Origin of the sequence: Brevibacterium aurantiacum (assembly GCF_900169065.1) — a bacterium.
Taxonomy (GTDB): Bacteria; Actinomycetota; Actinomycetes; order Actinomycetales; family Brevibacteriaceae; genus Brevibacterium; species Brevibacterium aurantiacum.
In genome coordinates, this window is sequence record NZ_FXZB01000012.1 from 72,869 (window position 1) to 93,463 (window position 20,595).

A 20,595-nucleotide genomic window follows, 5' to 3' on the forward strand; every position below is an offset into this window, starting at 1 on the left:
ATGCGGCTGTTCGCTGATACCCGGCCCTTAAGGTACGACAACTTCCGCCGCCTCTGGGTGGCCAATATCGTCACCGTCATCGGCGCCCAGATGACTGTCGTGGCCATTCCCGCACAGATCTATCACATCACCGGGTCATCCGGGTACGTCGGCCTCAGCGGCATCTTCGGCCTGGTTCCGCTCATCGTGTTCGGACTGTGGGGCGGTTCACTCGCCGATGTCATCGACCGACGCAGACTGCTCATCGTCTCCACCGCGGGACTGATCATCGCCAGCACCCTGTTGGCAGTGCTCGCGCTCATGCAGGTCGACAACGTGTGGCTGCTGTTGAGCGTGTTCTCCCTGCAGCAGGCCTTCTTCGGTCTCAACCAGCCCGCGAAGGGTGCGCTGCTGCCCACCATTGTTCCGCTGGATCTTCTGCCGTCGGCCAATTCGCTCAATATGACCGTCATGACACTGGGCGCCGTGGCGGGCCCGATCATCGGGGGAGCACTGATCCCGGTGGTGGGCTACCAGATGCTCTACCTCATCGATGCGCTGTTCCTGGCCACCACCCTCTACGCGGTGATGCGTCTGCCTGTTCTGGTGCCGCTGAAGCAGCCCGACACTCGCTCCGGTTTCAAGGGCGTCATCGACGGCTTCCGCTATTTAGGCACGAACACGGTCGTCATGGTCTCCCTGCTGGTCGACGTCATCGCCATGGTCTTCGGTATGCCCAGAGCACTGTTCCCGCAGATCGCCACGGAAACCTTCGGCGGTCCACCCGCCGGCGGCATCGTCTTCTCACTCCTGTTCGCCTCGTTGGCGGCAGGCAGTGCTCTGGCAGGCATCTTCTCCGGTTGGGTCTCCCGTGTCGAACGCCAAGGTCTGGCAGTGATCGCAGCGATCCTCGTCTGGGGCGCCGCCATGTCTGTATTCGGTCTGTCGCTCGAGTTCGCCTCACACTTCTGGACAGCGGCCCTCATCGTCGCACTGTTCGGCCTGGCCATCGGCGGCGGCGCCGACATCATCTCCTCAGCCTTCCGCTCTACGATGCTGCAGGAGGCTGCCAGCGATGACATGCGCGGACGAATGCAGGGCGTGTTCATCGTCGTCGTCGCCGGCGGGCCCCGCATCGCCGATGTCCTCCACGGCACCGTCGCCGAGCTGACGACCACAACCATTGCGGCCTCCGGAGGCGGCCTCCTCGTGATTGTGCTCGTCATCGCCTGTGCACTGATCTTCCCGACGTTTCGGCGCTATCGCGTCGAGCGCGGAGGAGGCCATCACTCACGGACACCCGTGTCCTGACGAACTCTCCAACACAACGACCCCGAGGCAGCCCGGTGAATACCGGGCGACCTCGGGGTCGTAATATGTGCAATCCGAAGCTTCCTGTCGTCCCAGGGCGCCTCGGGCTTGGTCTGACTAGGCCTGAGCCGTATACACGGCGTTCTCAGCAGGCTGGACGACGACGAAGCCTGGGCCGTGGAAGGCAAGCTGAACCGATTCACCCGAACCACGACCGAAGAACGTCCCGACGCTGACATCGGTCTTGATCTGTGGGGCCAAAGACGAGGACCAGCACACCGCAGCCTGCGGATCGACGAAGGTCGGCTGCTGTGAGCAGTCGAGGACCATCGGCTCGCCCTTGCAGCAGATGGCGGCCGTACCCACACCGTTGAGCTCGAGGTTGAACAGTCCCGAACCGCTGGCCATGGCACCGATTCCGCCCTTGATTCGTTTGATCTCCCAGTTGAGAGCATCGTCGAATGCCAGCAGATTCGAGGTGTTGACGGTCAGCGCATCCTGCTGACCTTCGAGCGCCATCATGAAGATGTTCGAGGCCTCACGAGCGAAGAAGACTTCACCGTGACCTTCGACCTTCATCACATTCCCACCCTCGCCGGTGGCGGCCTTCTTCATGAACTGACCCACAGACTTCGATCCCTGGTGGGTGAAACGGACGTCGCCCTGATACGCGACCATGGCACCCTTCGTGGCGATCATGGGGGCGTTGGGGTTGATCACTGTGCGCAGCATCTTGTTCGACTGCAGAGTCCAGCGTTCCTGGTTCTGAATCTCCGCATTCCGCTTCGAAAAGAGTTCGCTTCTCATTGTGCAAGGGCCTTTCGTCCATGAAGAAGATCGTGAGTACTTCTGTTGTCGAGTCCATCGTATGCGTCCGAAGCCGCAGACGCCCGGAAGTTCCTGTTCTTATCTTGGAACACAGGGGGACAGATCAGTCCTGTTCGACGAAGTCGATCGCGGCAACCGTGATCTCCTCGCTCTTCTCCTCAGTGACGAGCTCCTGGATGCGTCCGGCAGCCTGCAGATCGCCTTGAGCGCTGCCGATGGCGGCGACGATAGCTGCAGGGGCATGGATGGTCAGGCTGCGGACCTGCGTCTTCTGGGAGACCTTCGCCTCGGTCTTCGCTCGCCGAATCTCGGTGAGCACCGAGGCGACTGAGACCAACAGTTCCGGGTCCACTGAGGACTCGGGATGTGTGAGCTGCTCGTCACCTGGCCAGGGTGACCTGTGCACAGATCCGGTCCGCCACCAGGACCACACCTCTTCGGTCACGAAGGGCATGAAGGGGGCGAACAGACGCAGCAGGACATCGAGCGCAGTCGCGAGCGTGACGTGGGCAGAGAGCTGATCGTCATCCCCGGTGGCACCGTAGGACCGGTCTTTGACGAGCTCGACGTAGTCGTCGGTGAATTCCCAGAAGAAGCTCTCCGCGGCACGAAGTGCATGCGCGTAGTCGTAGGCCGCCATGTGCGTCGAAGCGGCATCGACCACCTCGGCGAGTTTCTTCAGCAGCGCCCGATCGAGATCGTGGGTCACCGAGCCGAGCTGACCGACAAGACCGGAGTGCACGCCCTGTGCGAGTGCGAACTTCGAAGCATTGAGCAGCTTCATGGCCAGACGCCGCCCGATCTGCATCTGCGTGACGTCGTAGGCGGTGTCGGAACCGAGCTTGGCACTGGCAGCCCAGTAGCGGACGGCATCGGGGCCGAATCCCGGCTTCGTCTCGGCGAGGATGTCGGTGGGAACAACGACATTGCCCTTCGACTTCGACATCTTCTTGCGATCCGGGTCGAGGATCCAACCTGACAGGCCGGCATGCTTCCACGGTGCGGCGTCATTGAGCGAGTTCGCGCGGACCACGGTGGAGAACAGCCAGGTGCGGATGATGTCGTGACCCTGTGGACGCAGATCGAAGGGGAAGACCTTGGAGAAGAAGTCGTCATCGCGGCTCCAGCCGCCCAGCAGCTGCGGGGTCAACGACGAGGTCGCCCAGGTATCGAGCACATCCGGGTCGGCGGTGAACCCGCCGGGCACATCTCGTTGGTCGGCTGTGAACCCGGCGGGCACCTCGGCGATGGGATCGATGGGAAGGGACTCGGGAACGATCGGATCCGAGTAGTCAGGTTCCCCGTCCGAGTCCAAGCGGTACCACAGCGGGATGGGCACGCCGAAGTAGCGTTGACGCGAAACGAGCCAGTCTCCGTTGAGGTTCTCCACCCAGTTCTCGTACCGGGAGCGCATGAACGTCGGATGCCACTCGATCTCGCGTCCGCGTGCGATGAGGGCATCGCGAAGCTCAGCCGAGCGACCGCCGTTGCGGATGTACCACTGGCGAGAGGTGACAACCTCGAGAGGCTTGTCGCCCTTTTCGTAGAACGGCACCGGGTGAGTGATGGCCTCGATCTCGCCGATGAGGTCACCCGACTCGGCGAGCATCTCGGCGATGTCCTTGCGAGCGGTGAAGGTCGTCTTTCCCGCCAGCTTCTCGTAATTGGTTACAGCATCCGGTTTCGGCGATGCCGCGATCCACTCGGGAACTTCGAGGTTGAGTCGTCCACCACGGTTGATGACGGCACGCGTGGGCAGGTCGAGCTCGCGCCACCAGGTGACGTCGGTGAGGTCGCCGAAGGTGCAGACCATGGCAATGCCCGTGCCCTTGTCCGACTTCGCCAGTTCATGGGCGCGGACTTCGACGCTGACGCCGAAGAGCGGTGAGACGACTCTGGTGCCGAAGGATGCGGTGTAGCGCTCGTCCTCAGGATGAGCAACGAGTGCCACCACTGCGGGAATGAGCTCCGGACGGGAAGTGAGGATGATGATCGGATCCGCCGAGGTGTCCGCGAGACCGTCGGGACCTTCGGGGTAGAAGTTCACCTTGTGGTAGGCGCCGTCCTTGTCTCGATCTTCGAGCTCGGCCTGCGCGACAGCGGTGCCGAACGTGACGTCCCACATGGTGGGGGCGTCCTGTGAGTAGGCATGCCCGTTGGCGAGATCGGTGAGGAAGGCCTTCTGGCTGACAGAGCGGGAGGTGTCGTCAATGGTTCGGTAGGTGTACTTCCAATCCACGGACAGGCCGGTGGAGCGGAAGAGTTCCTCGAAGACGTGCTCGTCCTCAGCGGACAGCTTCTCGCAGAGTTCGATGAAGTTCTGGCGCGAGACCTTGACGAAGTCACGGGAGTTCTTCGGAGGCTTTGCCGGTGGTTCGAAGTCAGGATCGTAGCTTTGAGTGGGCTCGCAGGTGACCCCGTAGTAGTTCTGGACGCGGCGCTCTGTCGGCAGGCCGTTGTCGTCCCATCCCAAGGGATAGAACACGTTCTTTCCCTGCATGCGCTGATACCGAGCGATGATGTCGGTCTGCGTATAGGAGAAGACGTGCCCGACGTGCAGGGAGCCCGACGCTGTGGGCGGGGGAGTATCGATCGAATAGACCTGCTCACGATCCGTATCGACGTCGAAGGCATAGACCTCGTTGTCGCTCCACGCGGCATCCCATTTGTCGCGAAGTCCTTCGAGAGCCGGCTTATCCGGCAGGTTCACTGACTCGTGCGTCGAGTCCGAAAAGGCAGGTGTGTTCATAGTTGTTGATTTTCTCACCCGGGCGGCCTGGGGCCAAACCGATGACTGGGTACGAGCGGGTTTCGGCGATTCAAGGGTGTGACACACACGGAACGCGGCGTGAGATGCGGCGGTCGCTGAAAATGAGATTATTGGAGCATGGCGCCCTTGGACAGAATCGGATCAGAGAACCTGCCGCCCACGTCGACCGCGTGGATGAATCCTGCTCGTGCGATCGCGATCGTGGCAGTCGTGACCATCCATTCGCTGGGGACCGTCGTCGAAGAGAACTATGCGGGCATGGGCCCAGACTGGTGGGTGGCCAACGGGTTCGACTCCGCGGCCCGTTGGTCGGTTCCCGTCTTCATCATGATCTCCGGCGCACTCGCCTTGGACCCGGCACGCGGCAACAAGCCACGAAAGTTCCTCAGCAAACGGGTCTGGAGAATCGGGATTCCCCTCGTGTTCTGGACCGCTGTCTACGTCGTCTTCCGCCGCTTCTATCTCCTCCCGACCGATGACGGTTGGAACCCGGGAATCGCCATCCTCACCGGGTCCCCGTTCGTGCAGCTCTACTTCCTCTACGTCCTCGCTGGTCTGACGCTGCTGACGCCGTTCTTCCGACTGCTCAGCGTTCACGGCTCCAGGCGACTGCAATGGGGTACGGGGCTCATCTTCCTGGGCATCGGAATGCTCGACCAGTGGGTGAGCATCGTCTTCGACGTGGGCGAGGCCAATATCGCCACCCGGTTCCTGCCCATGGCCGGGTTCTATATCCTCGGATGGGTGCTGCGGGACGTGGTGCTGTCCCCTCGCGGGGTCGTTCTGGCCTGGCTGGCCCTGGCCGGAGCGATTGCGATGACCATCGTCTGGGCCGGACTCGGCCCGGGGGAGAAACCATGGATCTTCCCCTACGAATATCTCTCACCCGGCGTCGTCATCGCCTCCTTGGCGGCCTACCTTCTGCTCCACCACCATATGAACACCGGTTTCCGGTTGCTGCACTGGTTCTACCCGTACTCCTTCGGGGTGTTCCTGCTCCACCCGCTCCTGCTCTACCCATTGCGCAATGAGATGGGCCTGCCCACGACCGTCCCCGGTGTCATTCTCCATGCGATCGTGATGCCGATCGTCTACACGATCATCTGTGCTGCCATCACCTGGCTGGCGGTCAAGATCCCCGGAGTCCGCGCCGTGTTCGGCGAAGGTGGTCCACGCAATCCCCACGCGAAGCCGAAACCACGGGTGCCGCGGGCAAGGAAATCCACGTCGGCACCGAAGACAGACACCGACACCACCAGTGCCTAGAGGCCACCGTGCTGCGCCAGTCCGGCCGCAGAACTCCGTAGACTGAAGACACGACCTCGGCGAACAAGGCATCGCCCGGTCGAAGCACGCACAGAGGCGGCTGGATCCAACGGATCACCGGGCACCAACCAGAAGGACGGAGAAGCACAGCGATGGAAACACTCAGAGCGGTCGTGACAGGGGCGAGTTCGGGAATCGGCGCCGCAACGGTTCGTCAGCTGCGGGAACAGGGCTGGGACGTCGTCGCTGTGGCCCGGCGGGAGGAGAAGCTGCGCGCACTGGCCGACGAGACCGGCGCCAGCTATATCGTTGCCGACCTCACCGACGACGATGCGGTTGCCGCACTCACCGCCGAGGTGCTGGCTGGGGGACCGGTGCACTCCCTCGTTGCCAATGCCGGCGCCGCGTACGGCACCGACACGGTCGCTGAGGCCTCGGTCGACGGGTGGCGTGACATGTTCGACGTCAACGTCCTCGGAGTCCTCCGGGTCGTCAAGGCCTTCCTGCCCGCACTGATCGAATCCGGGCGCGGAGACATCGTCGTCATGTCCTCGACCGCCGGGCATCAGGCCTACGAAGGCGGCGGCGGGTACGTTGCCGCAAAGCACGGGACACATTCCATCGCAGCGACGCTGCGACTCGAACTCGCCGGTGAACCCGTGCGCGTCATCGAAATCGCTCCCGGAATGGTCGCCACCGAGGAGTTCACGCTGAAGCGAGTCGGCGGCAGCCAGGACAAGGCCGACAAGGTCTACGAAGGGGTGGAGAATCCACTGACCGCCGAAGACGTCGCAGACGCCGTCGTCTACTCGCTGACCAGGCCGCACCACTTCAACGTCGATCTGATGGTGATCAGACCGATCGCACAGGCCGCACAGCACAAAGTCGCACGCAACACAGGACTCTGAGCAGGGAGGCCGGCGGCCCATGCGCGGTGACCGATGCGCGCCTGCGGACGTGGAGTGGTCGACACCCACGGCCAAGGTATACGATTGAGGATGCAGTGATCCGGCCATCACCGGGGAGCATCCGGAAGAACAGCGTATTCGACCCTGACCGACAATGTCGGCAGGGGAGGGGCGCCCAGTAGAACCGGGCGGTTGGACCCGTCATCACTCCGGCTATGAGCGATCCTCCGATCGTCTGTCTCATCCGACAGACGTTCACGGCGGATAAGCGAGGTGGTACCGCGGCAGACATGTCGTCCTCGTGACAGTGACCGCAGTGACTCAAAAGGACGCTCATGACGCAACCGTTGTATCCCAAGGTATCGACCTCGGCCTTCGGCCTCAGTGCCTCGCCGGACTTTCCCGCCATCGAAGACGCCGTACTCTCGTACTGGAAACAGGACGACACGTTCCAAGCCTCGATCGATCAGCGTGATTCAGGTGAGAACGGCTCGAACGAGTTCGTCTTCTATGACGGTCCTCCCTTCGCCAACGGCCTGCCTCACTACGGCCACCTGCTGACCGGATACGTCAAGGACGTCGTTCCCCGCTTCCAGACGATGCGCGGGAAGAAGGTCGACCGCCGATTCGGGTGGGATACACACGGACTCCCCGCAGAGCTCGAAGCCGAGCGTCAGCTGGGCATCACCGACAAATCTGAGATCAGCGGCATGGGCTTGGCTGCCTTCAACGATGCCTGCCGCTCTTCGGTGCTGAAGTACACGAAGGAATGGGAAGAGTACGTCACCCGCCAGGGTCGGTGGGTTGACTTCGAGAACGACTACAAGACGCTCAACGTCGAATACATGGAAAGTGTGATCTGGGCGTTCAAGCAGCTGTGGGACAAGGGCCTCGTCTACGAGGGCTACCGGGTTCTGCCCTACTGCTGGAAGGACCAGACCCCGCTGTCGAATCACGAGCTGCGGATGGACGACGATGTCTACAAGTCGCGCCAGGATCCGGCCGTGACCGTCGGCTACAAGCTCAAGGATTCCGACGAGTGGGTCCTTATCTGGACCACGACCCCGTGGACTGTTCCTTCCAACCAGGCGGTCGCGGTCAATCCCGAAATCCCGTTGGTCGCAGTCGTCGCCGGCGAGGACGGTGCACAGGAGCTGCAGGGCAAGACCCTGATCCTCGCCGAGGCTCGCCTCGGCGCCTATGCGCGCGAGCTGGGGGAGAACCCCGAAGTGCTGCGCACATTCTCCGGCAGTGAGCTGCTCGGACGTGCCTACGAGCCACCCTTCCCCTACTTCGAAGGTCGCCAGGACGAGTTCGGCGAGCGGATGCACACCATCCTCGAAGCCGACTTCGTCACGACCGAGGAAGGCACGGGAATCGTCCACCAGTCGCCTGCCTTCGGTGAAGAGGACAAGGACCTCACCGACTCCTACGGCATCACCGCAGCACGCCCAGTCGACGACACCGGCTGCTTCGACTCCACCGTGGCCGACTACGCAGGCCAGCAGGTCTTCGAGGCCAACAAGGCGATCATCAAGGATCTGCGCAACTCCACAGGTCCGCTGACGGGCCGTTCGGCTCTGCTGATCCGTCACGAATCCTACGAGCACTCCTACCCGCACTGCTGGCGCTGCCGCAATCCGCTGATCTACCGCGCAGTGTCCTCCTGGTTCGTTCGGGTGACCGAGTTCAAGGACCGTATGGTCGAGCTCAACGAGCAGATCAACTGGGTGCCCGACAACGTCAAGCACGGGCAGTTCGGCAAATGGCTGGAGAACGCTCGGGACTGGTCGATCTCCCGCAACCGCTTCTGGGGTTCACCGATCCCCGTGTGGACCTCCGATGACCCCTCATATCCACGCACCGATGTGTACGGTTCCCTGTCCGAGATCGAGGCCGACTTCGGTCGCCTGCCGATCAATGACCAAGGAGAGGTCGATCTTCACCGCCCCTGGGTTGACGACCTGGTCCGACCGAACCCTGATGATCCGACCGGTCAGTCGATGATGCGCCGCATCCCTGAGATCTTCGATGTCTGGTTCGACTCGGGCTCCATGAGCTACGCCCAGGTTCACTATCCGTTCGAGAACTCGGAATGGTTCGACAACCATTTCCCCGCCGACTTCATCGTCGAGTACGTCGGTCAGACGCGCGGATGGTTCTATCTTCTGCACGTGCTCTCCACCGCGATCTTCGACCGTCCGGCGTTCACGAACTGCATCTCCCACGGCATCGTCTTGGGCTCCGACGGTCAGAAGATGTCGAAGTCCCTGCGCAACTACCCCGACGTCAACGAGGTCTTCGACCGTGACGGCTCCGACGCGATGCGCTGGTTCCTCATGGCCTCGTCCATCCTGCGCGGCGGCAACCTCGTCGTGACAGAGCAGGGCATCCGCGACGGAGTGCGCCAGGTCGTTCTCCCGCTATGGAACACCTGGCAGTTCTTCGCCACCTATTCCAACACGGCAGACGGAGCCGACGGTGCAAAGGCCGGCTACCGCGCGGAATCCCGCTACGACTCGAGCCAGGTGCTTGACCGGTACCTGCTGGCGAAGACCCATGACCTGATCGCTGAGTTCGCCGAAGCCATGGAGGGCCTCGACATCTGGGCCGCCTGCGATCTCGTGCGCAGCTACCTCGACATGCTCACGAACTGGTACGTGCGTCGTTCCCGTCGCCGCTTCTGGGACGGAACCGAAGACACCCACGAGTCCTTCGACGTCTTCTACACCTGCCTGGAAGCATTCTGCCGGGTTGCAGCCCCGCTGCTGCCGTTCACCGTCGAAGAGATCTACCGCGGACTCACCGGAGAACGGTCGGTGCACCTGACAGACTATCCGGACGCCGACCTGTTCCCCGCCGATGACGAACTCGTCTCCGCCATGGACCTGACCCGCGACATCTGCTCGACTGCCTCGTCCGTGCGCAAGGCCAACAGGCTGCGGGTGCGTCTGCCGCTGGCCAAGCTCACCGTTGCGGACGACACCGATCTGAGCACCGAGTTCACCGACATCATCTCCGATGAGCTCAACGTCCGCGAGGTCGAGGTCCTCGATGTCGCCGAAGCCGAAGCAGCAGGATTCTCCCTGTCGCAGAACCTGGTGATCAACGCCCGTGCCGCCGGACCTCGTCTGGGCAAGCAGGTGCAGCAGGTGATCAAGGCTTCGAAGACCGGGGATTGGTCTGTTGCCGACGACGGTACGGTCACCAGCGGCGGAATCGACCTGGTCGACGGCGAGTACACCCTGGACTCCGTGGCCCAATCGGGCACGGAAGGGATGGAACTGGCAGCGCTCGACTCCGGCTTCCTCGCCCTCGACACTCGTGTCACCCCCGAGCTCGAAGCCGAAGGCGTGGCCCGAGACGCCGTGCGCGCCATCCAGGGCATCCGGAAGCAGTTGGACCTGCACATCTCGGATCGAATCACGGTCGTCATCGAGGCAGAAGCCGAACTGACCGCCGCGCTGACCACTCACCGGGACCTCATCGCCGGTGAAACCCTGGCCACCTCGCTCGACTTCGCCGCTGTCCACGGTCACGAGCAGGTTTTCACCCCCGAAGAGCTGCCGTCGGGAACACGACTGGCCGTGAGCCGGGCATGAGTGCGGGCGAAAACGCCGAGCAGTCTGACTCTCAGCTCGTCCGGGTGTATGCGTCGCTGCTGGCGCGTGCAGGTGAGACCCAGATCGAGGTTCGTCTCGACGCGACCCGTCGGGCCTGTGAGCTCCTCGGCGATATCCATCAGGCGGCTCCGGTCATCACCGTCACCGGGACCAACGGCAAGACCTCGACCGCGCGGATGATCGACGCGATCGTGACAGCCCACGATCTGAGAGTGGGCCGTTTCACCAGTCCGCACCTGCATTCGGTGACTGAGCGGATCTCTGTGGACGGAGGCCCCGTGCCGGCTGAGACCTTCGTGCGCATCCATGACGAGATCGCACCGGTGCTCGACCTCGTCGATGCTGAACTCCTCGCTGAGGGGCGCGGTCGACTGACGTTCTTCGAAGCGCTGACGATCCTGGCCTTTGCGGTGTTCGCAGACGCCCCCGTCGACGTCGTCGTGACCGAGGTCGGTATGGGCGGTGAATGGGATTCGACGAACGTTGCCGATGCCGAGGTGTGCGTCTTCACGAAGATCGGACTTGACCATCAGGCGTTCCTCGGTGACACCCTCACCGAGATCGCCACCACCAAGGCCGGAATCCTCAACCGCAGCCTCGATCCGTCTCCGGCGCCCAATCCGGTGGCTGTCATCGGCACGCAGACCGACGAAGCCCAGGAGGCTTTGGACGCCGAGGTGGAGCGTCGACAGATTCTCGCGCTGACCGAGGAACGCAGCTTCCGGCTCCTGGACCGCACCCGTGCAGTCGACGGGCAGCTCATCACCGTGCAGGGAATCCGTGATGTCTACACGGACATCTTCCTGCCGCTGCATGGGATTCATCAGGCGCACAATGCCGCCGTCGCGTTGGTCGCGGCGGAGGCCTTCCTGAGCGACGAGGATAAGCCACTGGTTCTCGACACCGTTGCTGAGGGCCTGTCCCACGTGACGTCTCCTGGCCGCGCCGAACTCGTCCGGACGGGACCGGCCGTGGTCGTCGACGGGGCGCACAACCCCGACGCGGCCCATGTGCTGGCCGAGACCATCACCGAGGCCTTTGACTTCGACTACACCGTGATGGTCCTGGCGATGTTCGCTGACAAGGATGTCCTCGGCGTGCTCGAGGAACTCCACCGCAGCGCTGATGTGTTCGTCGTCAGTGAGGCGCTGGACTCTCGAGCGCTGGGAGCCCACGAACTCGCCGAGGCCGCTCGTGAATGGGTGGATGAGGACTCTGTGCTCGAGACGCCGGACCTCAACGCCGCCCTGATGAAGGCCATCGACCTGGCGAACAGTTCCGGGGCGACGAGCCCAGGGATCGTCGTCACCGGCTCACTGCACACCGTTGCCGAGGCCCGCCTGCTGCTCGGAAAGGAAGAATGAGACTGTGAAATCGAAGTTTCCCGTTCTCTGCGGTTCGATCCTCATCTGTGAGCTCTTCGTCGTCTACTTCGCGGTGCTCACCGCCTATGGGCTGGAAGTGAAGGCTGCAGGATCCCTGACGTTGGGCCAGCTCCTCCTCGGCGCTTCCGTGATTGCGGTTCTGGCAATCGTGTCGGTGCTGCTGCTTCCACGCAAGATCGGCCAGAAACGACCGGGTGTGGCACTGGGCTGGGTCGTCCAGGCCCTCCTCGTGGCCTCAGGATTCCTCGTCACCTCGATGTTCTTCGTCGCTGCCATCTTCATCGCCATGTGGGCGGTGTCGGTATATTGGTCGGCGAGGATCGACAGGGAAGTGGCCGAACGAGCCTGAACCGCCTCGGCGATTGACAGGAATGAAACTCACGGCGGTTAAACTGTGACCGCCGATCACCGCACAAACGAAAAGGACTGGAATGGAACGCACTCTCATCCTCATCAAACCCGATGGTGTCGCCCGAGGACTCGTCGGTCAGATCCTCGCTCGGATCGAGGCCAAGGGCTACCGCATCGACGCTCTGTCGCTGCGGACCGCGACAGCCGATGAACTCTCCGCCCACTACGCAGAGCACGAAGGCAAGCCCTTCTACCAGCCTCTCGTCGACTTCATGTCAGAGGGCCCGATCGTCTCGATCATCGCCTCCGGCCAGGGAGTCATCCCCGGCTTCCGCTCATTGGCAGGGGCGACAGATCCCACGGCAGCAGCCCCGGGTACGATTCGCGGCGATCTCGGTCGCGACTGGGGAGAGAAGGTTCAGAAGAACCTGGTGCACGGATCCGACTCCGTCGAGTCCGCCGAACGCGAGATCGGAATCTGGTTCCCCGCCTGATTCCCCTCAAGGCAGCAGTTCTGCGCACATAAATACGGGCGCCCTGTCGCAGTTCCTCTCAAAAAGGGATCTGCGACAGGGCGCTCGAGCAGTCTGTAGGACTGCCTGCTGCGCTGTTCCGTCCGACTGCGCGGTCCCCGTCAGAACAGGGTCGCGAAGAAATTCCAGAACTGGACGACGACGCAGGCTGCGATGACGAGCAACCAGAGCACAAAGATCGCGATGTTCTCCTTGGCCAGGACTCTGGCGATCGGATTGCGAGCGATTCCGGCACCGAAGTTTCCGGCCAGGGCGTTATGGGCCGTGACGGAGACGAACATCGGAATCGTCATCGTCCACACCACCATGCACCACGGGCAGCCGACGCCGATCTTATAGATCGAAATGTAGAACAGGAACATCACCAGAGTGGTGCCGAGAGCCAAGCCGACGTTGAGCCCGACCATGACCCATCCGGGGATCCTCGCTCCGGCAAGAAGCAACACGCCCAGCAGCAGCGGGAATATGAAAGCGGCGATTCCCAGCAGCTGATTGGGAAAGCCGAAGAGCTGGCTCTCGGGGTACTCCATGACCGATCCGCAGGAGAAGAACGGATTGAGATCGCAGGAGAGTACCGCATTCGGGTTCTCCAACTTCTCGTACTTCTCGACAGCGAGGGCGAAGGACGCCAGGAAGCCGACGACAGAGGTGACGACGAGGAAGATGCCAAGGGTGGCCGGCCGAAGCACCCAGGATCGGGTCTGCGGGACTACGTCGATATCGTCATCAGGAAGCGTGTCTGCGGTATTCACACTCCAAGAATGCCTCCCCGGGCATCGAGCGGCAAACGCAGACACCTGTGAATGATCGCAATACGTCAGTGACGGGGACCAGGGGAGATCCTCAACAGCAGGAGCACTTCGGTTGATCTGTGACATAATGGTCGAACGGATACCTGCTCTCACACCGAGCAGGAGAAGTGCCTCCACCGAGTCGAGGGTACGACCTCGCAGGTCGACACCAAGAAGAGGCAGCATGGAAGGCCTACGCGCTGAGCGCGAGCTGGAAGTGCCATCCACAAGTTTCGGTCCGATTTGGACCATGCAAGGATCCGAAGATCCGTGGGGTGTGGACGGAGCCTTCGGTCTGGGAGTAACAATGAATGACGCGTCAAACGACGGCAACGAAGCAACAGAGGGCATCCTCGCGGATCTCTCCAACCTGCAGCAGTCGGTGAATACGGCAGACTCCGCGAACGGAGATGTCGACGAGAGCATCAGGGAGAAGCTCGATCACATCGCGGAGGCCGCAGGATCCCTGCGTCTTCCAGAGCCCGATGAGGACTCGGATGACAGCGACGATGTCGTCCCCGAGCCGAAACGCAGTGCACCGAAGAAGGCACGTGACGCCGTGGCGAACAGAGGACTGGTCTTCGAGCAGTTCGTCCGCGATTCCAACGAAGACTCACAGGACTCTGCAGACTCACCGGAGGCCGCGAGTTCTGTCCGGGGGAGTGAAGCGAACGATTCCTCGGAGGCCGACGACGCTTCGAATGACACCGCTGCAAACGCCCAATCGCCTGCGCCGGCGTTCGATCCTCGCAATCCCTTCGCCGCGCCGACAGCCGAGCCTACGCCCGCGCCGACACCGCGAAGCGCTCCTGCAGTGCCTCACGATGGCGGCCTGATCTTCCAGGTGCCCAAGGCCGAACTGGCTCAGCCCGTTCAGGTGGAGGACACCGGCGACGATTCCGACGACGACTATGACGACTCGGACTATTCCGACTCTTCAGACCACGACACCAGCCGTGTGAAGAATGACGACTCCGAGGACAATGACTCGAATGATTCCGGCGGCCGTCGCCGGCGTCGCGGTGGCCGTGGCCGCCGCTCCCGAGGACGCGATGACAACGGCAGCGATTCCGACGCCGAGGGCTCTGCCGGAGCCTCAACCGAGGGTTCCTCCGACGACGACTCCGCCTCGGGAACGAAGAACAATGAGTCCCGGTCCGGCAGCCGTTCGGACAAGAAGGGCCAGCAGGCAGACTCGAACAAGTCCGCGGAGACGAAGAGCTCCGATGACGAGTCCTCCAAGCAGCCCACGGAGAAGTCCAACGACTCCTCCGATGACGATCACGATGATGACGACGACAACGGTTCGCGTCGCCGTCGCCGTCGTCGCTCACGTACACGCAGCACCGACAACGATGAAGTGACTTCGCTGAAGGGCTCCACGCGCCTGGAGGCCAAACGGCAGCGCCGCAAGGAAGGCCGCGAGGCCGGTCGCCGTCGCCCCGTCATCACCGAGGCTGAATTCCTCGCCCGTCGTGAATCGGTCGACCGGACGATGCTGGTGCGCGAAAGCGGCGAGCAGACCCAGTTGGTCGTCGTCGAGGACGGGATCACCGTTGAGCACTACCTCAAGGAGAACCGCCAGCAGTCCTCCCTCATCGGCAATGTCTACCTGGGCAAGGTCCAGAACGTCCTGCCGAGCATGGAAGCAGCATTCATCGACATCGGCAAGGGCCGCAACGCCGTTCTCTACGCCGGTGAGGTCAACTGGGATGCCCTGGGCATGGACGGCAAAGCCCGTCGCATCGAAGTCGCCCTCAGCCCCGGCGACGCGGTTCTCGTCCAGGTCACCAAGGACCCGATCGGTCACAAGGGTGCCCGCCTGACCAGCCAGATCTCTCTGCCCGGACGTTTCCTCGTCTACGTTCCCGGGAACTCGATGACCGGCATCTCGCGGAAGCTGCCCGATGTCGAGCGCAATCGCCTCAAGAAGCTGCTCAAGGAACTCGTCGGTGACTCGAACGGAGTCATCGTGCGCACCGCGGCCGAAGGCGCCAGCGACAAGGAGCTCAGCACAGACGTCGAACGACTGGCCAAACGGTGGGAGACCATCGAGAAGAAGTCGAAGTCGACGAAGGTGCTCGCCCCCCAGCTCCTCTACAGCGAGCCGGACATGATCGTGCGCATCATTCGCGATGTCTTCAACGAGGACTTCTCCTCGCTCGTCATCGACGGTGACGGAGCCTGGAACACCATCCACGAATACGTCGAGGCCGTCGCGCCGGACCTGCTTGATCGTGTCCACCGCTACAGCGAAGACGAAGACATCTTCGACCACTACCGGGTCGAGGAACAGGTTCAGAAGGCGCTCCAGCGCACGGTCAACCTGCCCTCCGGTGGTTCCCTTGTCATCGACCGCACAGAGGCGATGACGGTCATCGACGTCAACACCGGCAAATTCACCGGTTCGGGCGGAAACCTCGAAGAGACCGTGACCCGTAACAACCTCGAAGCGGCCGAAGAGGTCATCCGTCAGGTTCGCCTGCGTGACATCGGCGGCATCATCGTCGTCGACTTCATCGACATGGTTCTCGAGTCGAATCGGGACCTCGTCGTGCGTCGTCTCGTTGAATGCCTGGGCCGGGACAGGACCAAGCATCAGGTCGCCGAGGTGACCTCGCTGGGTCTCGTGCAGATGACCCGTAAACGCATCGGCACGGGGCTCGCCGAGTCCCTGGTCAGTGCTGGTGCTGACCTCTCAGGCCGGGGGCTGCTGCTGCCTGGCTCGGAAGAGGACGGATCGAAGGCCCACCATGGCAACCGGTCCTCAAACAATGACGGTGGCAACAGCAGGCGTGATCGTAAGCGGCGCGGCGACAACAAATCATCATCGAAGTCCAACGACTCCGACGGCCAGTCGGATACCGTTGCCAACGATGCCTCCCGCTCAGCCGTTGCCGCCATCGCCAAGGCCACACTGAAGAAGGACGAAGCCGAGTCGAAGGAGCCCGGAAGCTCCCAAGACGCGTCGGTGTCTGATAACGCTTCTTCCTCGGCGAACACCGACAGCTCTAAGGACTCGCAGGGCAACGAGCCCAGCGATTCGGCCGGAAACGGCGGATCGGGCCGTTCCCGGACCCGCAGCAACAGGAGACGCTCGCAGGCGAAGTCCGCTGATTCGTCCGACTCCGCACAGGACCAGTCGGCTCAGGACACAACGGTCGACGAGACGCCTGCGCCGGAGCAGCCTGCCCAGGAGCAGCCGGCACAGGCCAAGCCTGCGCGGGCGAAGAAACCTGAGGTTCCCGCAGCCGAGCTGCCGCTGATGATCGGAGCCGACTCGGCGACCAAGGTGGCCAAGGCTGAACCGGTCAAGGCCGCTCCTCGACGCAAGCCTGCCGCTAAGTCCGAGGCCAAGAGCGAGACGGCGCAGCCGTCGTTGCCGACCTCGTTCGTCATCATCGGCGAGGACTGAGCACCGGCTCCAACGGGCTGAGCGCCAGGGCTGTCGCAGTCTGACTGCGACGACCAGGCCGCACAGAAACGTCCCTCCACCGATCATCGGGATCGGTGGAGGGACGTCTTATTTGCCGGATTCCTGATTTCTTGTGGTGCTGATCGTCGGCTGCGCGGCCTGGTCGCCGCAGAGGACGATCATCAGGTTCGATACGAGATCGCTGCGTTCGAGGTGACCGAGCGTGACGATGCCGCGTCCTTCGATCTGCTCGATGGCGGTCTCGACCATGCCGACAGCACCTTCGACGATGAGCTGGCGGGCTGCCACGACGGCTGTCGCCTGTTGGCGTTGGAGCATGGCGCGGGCGATCTCGGCCGCGTAGGCCAGCTGGGTGATGCGCGATTCGATGATGGTCACACCGGCGGCGGCGACTCGCGCTGCGACCTCGCTGGAGAGTTTCGACGTGATCTCATCAGCATTGTCGCGCAGGGACATACGGTTCGGGTCCGAGGAGTCATACGCATAGGAGTTCGCGATGTGACGTACAGCGGTCTCAGCCTGGATGGCGACGAACTCCTCGAAATCATCGACTTCGAACAGTGCCTGAGCCGTGTCTTGGACCTGCCAGACGACCACTGCGCCGATTTCGATCGGATTGCCATCGAGGTCATTGACTTTGAGCGTCGACGTCTCGTGGTTGCGGATGCGCGTGGAGACCTGGATCTTCGAATAGAAGGGGTTGACGAAGCGCAGTCCCGATTGGCGCACTGTGCCGACGTACTTGCCGTAGAGCTGCAGGACGACAGCATTGCCAGGAGCCACGGACGTGCATCCCTTGAACAGGAACATCGCGGCAATGAACATGACGGCACCGAGCACGATGAGGATGACCCCGAGCGCCGCCTGTGCCACTGTCATGATGAGTCCGAACACCGCGAGCAGGAGTGCCAGAATCAGCAGGATGACGCCGCCTACGATGGCGAAGTAGCCCGACACGCCTCCGGCCGAGCTTTCCCTGACACGTTCACCCTCCGCTGACGCAATTCGTGCAGGACGTCCTCGGCCCCGGCCTGGAGGTCCTCCCGGGGGCGCCTGCGGGCCGCCCGGAGGGGATTGATGGGGCCCATTGCCGGGATGCTGTCGAGATCCGCGGTCAGGACGCTGCTGGTTCTGCTGCGGTCCTGGTGGCTGGGCCGGGGGATATCTGTGCTGATTGGGGTTCTGAGTCATGATTTCAGTCTAGGACACAGAATGAGACGTGCATCTCAGAACAGCCCATCAGGTGTGATGTAGATAACAGTTGGATAACTGTATCCGCGGCACGTGGAATAGTGCTTGCTACCTTCCTCGGGGTACGGCAGGTTATTGCACCATGAACACTTTGTTATTGGCAGCAGATGCCCCCAAATCTCCAGTTGATGATGCAATCAACTCCTGGTTCGATCCCATCGCCACCTTCTTCGGTGGCATCATCTTCTTTCCCATTACGCTCGGACCGATTTCCTTCCCCTTCGTCGTCCTCTGGCTCATCGCCGCGGCGCTGATCTTCACCATCTACTTCGGCTTCATCCAAGCACGAGGATTCAAGGTTTCACTCGAAGTGATCCGCGGCAAACATTCGTCCAAGAACGACCCGGGCGAGATCACCCACTTCCAGGCACTGGCCTCGGCGCTCTCCGGCACCGTCGGCCTCGGCAATATCGCCGGTGTCGGTGTGGCTATCGCCCTCGGCGGTCCCGGCGCTACCTTCTGGATGATCATCGCCGGCCTTCTCGGTATGTGCACGAAATTCGTCGAGTGCACCCTCGGTGTCAAATACCGAGAGATCGACGAGAACGGCGTCGTCTACGGCGGTCCCTTCAAATACCTGCCCATCGCGTTCCGTAAGTTCTCCAAGCCCATCGCCGGTCTGCTGACCGGAATCTTCGCAGTCTCCATACTCATCTTCGGCGTCGTGGGCGGCGGAATGTTCCAGGCCAACCAGACCTTCGTTCAGGTTCGCACCGCTACCGGCGGCGCAGACGGCTTCCTCGCTGGCCCTGCGGCGTCATTGATCTTCGGCATCATCTTCGCTGGCCTCGTTGGTCTCGTGATCCTCGGTGGAATCCGGTCGATCGCCCACGTGACTGACAAGCTTGTCCCCGCCATGGGCATCTTCTACGTTCTTTCCTGCCTCTTGGTCCTGGCTATCAACTTCGGCCAGATCCCAACGGCCATCGGCCAGATCTTCGACGGAGCGTTCGCACCGCAGGGAGTTGCCGGCGGCATCGTCGGCGTCATGATCATCGGTTTCCAGCGTTCAGCCTTCTCCAACGAAGCAGGCATCGGTTCGGCCGCGATCGCACACTCGGCAGTCAAGACTCGTCGGCCCATTTCGGAAGGTTTCGTAGCACTTCTCGAACCCTTCGTGGACACCGTGATCGTCTGTACCATGACCGCACTGACCATCATCGTTGCCAACCAGCCCTCGTACACCAACGACCTTGGACAGGGTGAGATCGGCGGCGTGGCCCTGGCCTCGGACGCCTTCTCCACAGTGGCTGGCTGGTATCCGGTGCTGCTGGCGATCGCTGTCGCGCTCTTTGCCTTCTCCACGCTAATCACCTGGGCCTACTATGGTGAGCGTGCTTGGGCTTACCTCTTCGGCAAGTCGAAGGGGGCAGTCACAGTTTTCCGTGTCCTCGTCTGCGTGTTCGTGGTCATCGGCTGCATCGCCAGCTTCAGCAAGATTGTGGAGTTCGCGGATGCCGCACTGTTCCTCTGTGCCTTCATCAACATCCTTGGCCTCTACATGCTGATGCCGGTGGTGAAGAAGGAAATGAAGAAGTACCTGGCCGACCGCAAGGCCGGTACGCTCATGGACCCCGACACCAAGGACGCTGTTCCTGTGGAGGAGATGGTCTGAGTTCAGTTCTCCCCTGAGGCCGATCCCGCGAAGGCGCGAGATCGGCCTCAGTGCGTCGTCGGCGGATTGCTTCGAGTCTCGTTAGACTGGAGCACGTGGATCAGATCAACGACAAGACACATGCCCAGGAGCGACTGTTGGAACTGCGCGGAAGCATTGACAACATCGACGCAGCGCTCATCCATCTGCTCGCTGAGAGGTTCAAGCTCACAGAGAGAGTCGGCGAGCTGAAGGCCGACCACGGTCTGCCTCCCGCAGATCCCGAGAGGGAGCGCAGGCAGGTTGCCCACCTCCGCAGGCTGGCCGAAGATGCGCACCTGGACCCGGAGTTCGCAGAGAAGTTCCTGACCTTCATCGTCGCCGAGGTGATCCGTCATCACGAACGGATCGCTGAGACCCGTGAGGCTTGAGTTCGGCACGACGTACGGTTTGCCCAACGATGGTCGAATCCATTAGACTTGATCGTCGGTGCGTGCTGCGCACCACGGCTGGTGATTCCTCTCAATGGGACACCCGGGGAAATCCTTCTTCGGGAGCCAAGGGATCAA

At 62.3% G+C, this 20,595-nt stretch carries 14 protein-coding genes; 10 read left to right on the forward strand and 4 right to left on the reverse strand.

All coding sequences use genetic code 11. From position 1 onward, the window contains the following. Positions 1–1,290, forward strand: a complete 1,290-nt coding sequence (locus tag BAUR9175_RS09860) for an MFS transporter (protein WP_101583650.1) — start codon at positions 1–3, stop codon at positions 1,288–1,290. A gap of 117 nt (positions 1,291–1,407) precedes the next feature. On the opposite strand, the gene BAUR9175_RS09865 is transcribed toward BAUR9175_RS09860, so the two are convergent. Together BAUR9175_RS09865 and valS are read right to left on the reverse strand one after the other, a co-directional pair. Beyond that, positions 1,408–2,097, reverse strand: coding sequence for an AIM24 family protein (locus BAUR9175_RS09865; protein WP_009884154.1), 690 nt, complete (start codon positions 2,095–2,097; stop codon positions 1,408–1,410). Between the two features lie 124 nt (positions 2,098–2,221). Next, positions 2,222–4,867 carry a valine--tRNA ligase gene (gene valS, locus BAUR9175_RS09870; RefSeq protein WP_101583652.1) on the reverse strand — a complete coding sequence of 882 codons (2,646 nt, stop codon included), beginning with the start codon at positions 4,865–4,867 and terminating at the stop codon, positions 2,222–2,224. 138 nt (positions 4,868–5,005) lie between these two features. Here valS and BAUR9175_RS09875 point away from each other — a divergent pair, with 138 nt between their 5' ends. From BAUR9175_RS09875 to ndk, 6 genes are all read left to right on the forward strand, one after another. Then, positions 5,006–6,154 carry an acyltransferase gene (locus BAUR9175_RS09875; RefSeq protein WP_009884156.1) on the forward strand — a complete coding sequence of 383 codons (1,149 nt, stop codon included), beginning with the start codon at positions 5,006–5,008 and terminating at the stop codon, positions 6,152–6,154. 152 nt (positions 6,155–6,306) lie between these two features. Then, positions 6,307–7,062 (forward strand): SDR family oxidoreductase, encoded by a 756-nt coding sequence (locus tag BAUR9175_RS09880; protein ID WP_009884157.1) that lies wholly within the window; start codon positions 6,307–6,309, stop codon positions 7,060–7,062. A 335-nt stretch (positions 7,063–7,397) separates the two neighbouring features. Next, entirely contained in the window at positions 7,398–10,664 is a 3,267-nt protein-coding gene (gene ileS, locus BAUR9175_RS09885; protein ID WP_101583654.1) for an isoleucine--tRNA ligase, read from the forward strand. Next, the gene (locus tag BAUR9175_RS09890) at positions 10,661–12,049 is read left to right on the forward strand and encodes a bifunctional folylpolyglutamate synthase/dihydrofolate synthase (protein ID WP_009884159.1); all 1,389 of its coding nucleotides are present in this window, start codon (positions 10,661–10,663) and stop codon (positions 12,047–12,049) included. Before ileS ends, BAUR9175_RS09890 begins: the two co-directional genes overlap by 4 nt. Positions 12,050–12,053: 4 nt before the next feature. Further along, on the forward strand, positions 12,054–12,419 hold the full coding sequence (locus BAUR9175_RS09895; protein ID WP_009884160.1) for a DUF4233 domain-containing protein: 366 nt from the start codon (positions 12,054–12,056) through the stop codon (positions 12,417–12,419). Positions 12,420–12,501: 82 nt separating this feature from the next. Further along, a complete protein-coding gene (ndk, locus tag BAUR9175_RS09900; RefSeq protein ID WP_009884161.1) occupies positions 12,502–12,915 on the forward strand; it encodes a nucleoside-diphosphate kinase in 414 nt (137 codons plus the stop codon). Positions 12,916–13,055: 140 nt separating this feature from the next. Here the strand turns inward: ndk and BAUR9175_RS09905 are convergent, their stop codons facing one another. Continuing rightward, on the reverse strand, positions 13,056–13,706 hold the full coding sequence (locus BAUR9175_RS09905; protein ID WP_009884162.1) for a vitamin K epoxide reductase family protein: 651 nt from the start codon (positions 13,704–13,706) through the stop codon (positions 13,056–13,058). Between the two features lie 346 nt (positions 13,707–14,052). Between BAUR9175_RS09905 and BAUR9175_RS09910 the strand changes: the two genes are divergently transcribed. Then, positions 14,053–17,160 carry an Rne/Rng family ribonuclease gene (locus BAUR9175_RS09910; RefSeq protein WP_035279194.1) on the forward strand — a complete coding sequence of 1,036 codons (3,108 nt, stop codon included), beginning with the start codon at positions 14,053–14,055 and terminating at the stop codon, positions 17,158–17,160. Between the two features lie 108 nt (positions 17,161–17,268). On the opposite strand, the gene BAUR9175_RS09915 is transcribed toward BAUR9175_RS09910, so the two are convergent. Further along, positions 17,269–18,372 (reverse strand): SPFH domain-containing protein, encoded by a 1,104-nt coding sequence (locus tag BAUR9175_RS09915; protein ID WP_205676682.1) that lies wholly within the window; start codon positions 18,370–18,372, stop codon positions 17,269–17,271. A gap of 142 nt (positions 18,373–18,514) precedes the next feature. On the opposite strand from BAUR9175_RS09915, the gene BAUR9175_RS09920 reads away from it, so the two are divergent. Together BAUR9175_RS09920 and BAUR9175_RS09925 are read left to right on the forward strand one after the other, a co-directional pair. Then, positions 18,515–20,047, forward strand: a complete 1,533-nt coding sequence (locus BAUR9175_RS09920; RefSeq protein WP_029417390.1) for an alanine/glycine:cation symporter family protein — start codon at positions 18,515–18,517, stop codon at positions 20,045–20,047. A gap of 95 nt (positions 20,048–20,142) precedes the next feature. Beyond that, positions 20,143–20,457, forward strand: a complete 315-nt coding sequence (locus tag BAUR9175_RS09925; RefSeq protein WP_009884166.1) for a chorismate mutase — start codon at positions 20,143–20,145, stop codon at positions 20,455–20,457. Positions 20,458–20,595: the final 138 nt, after the last annotated feature.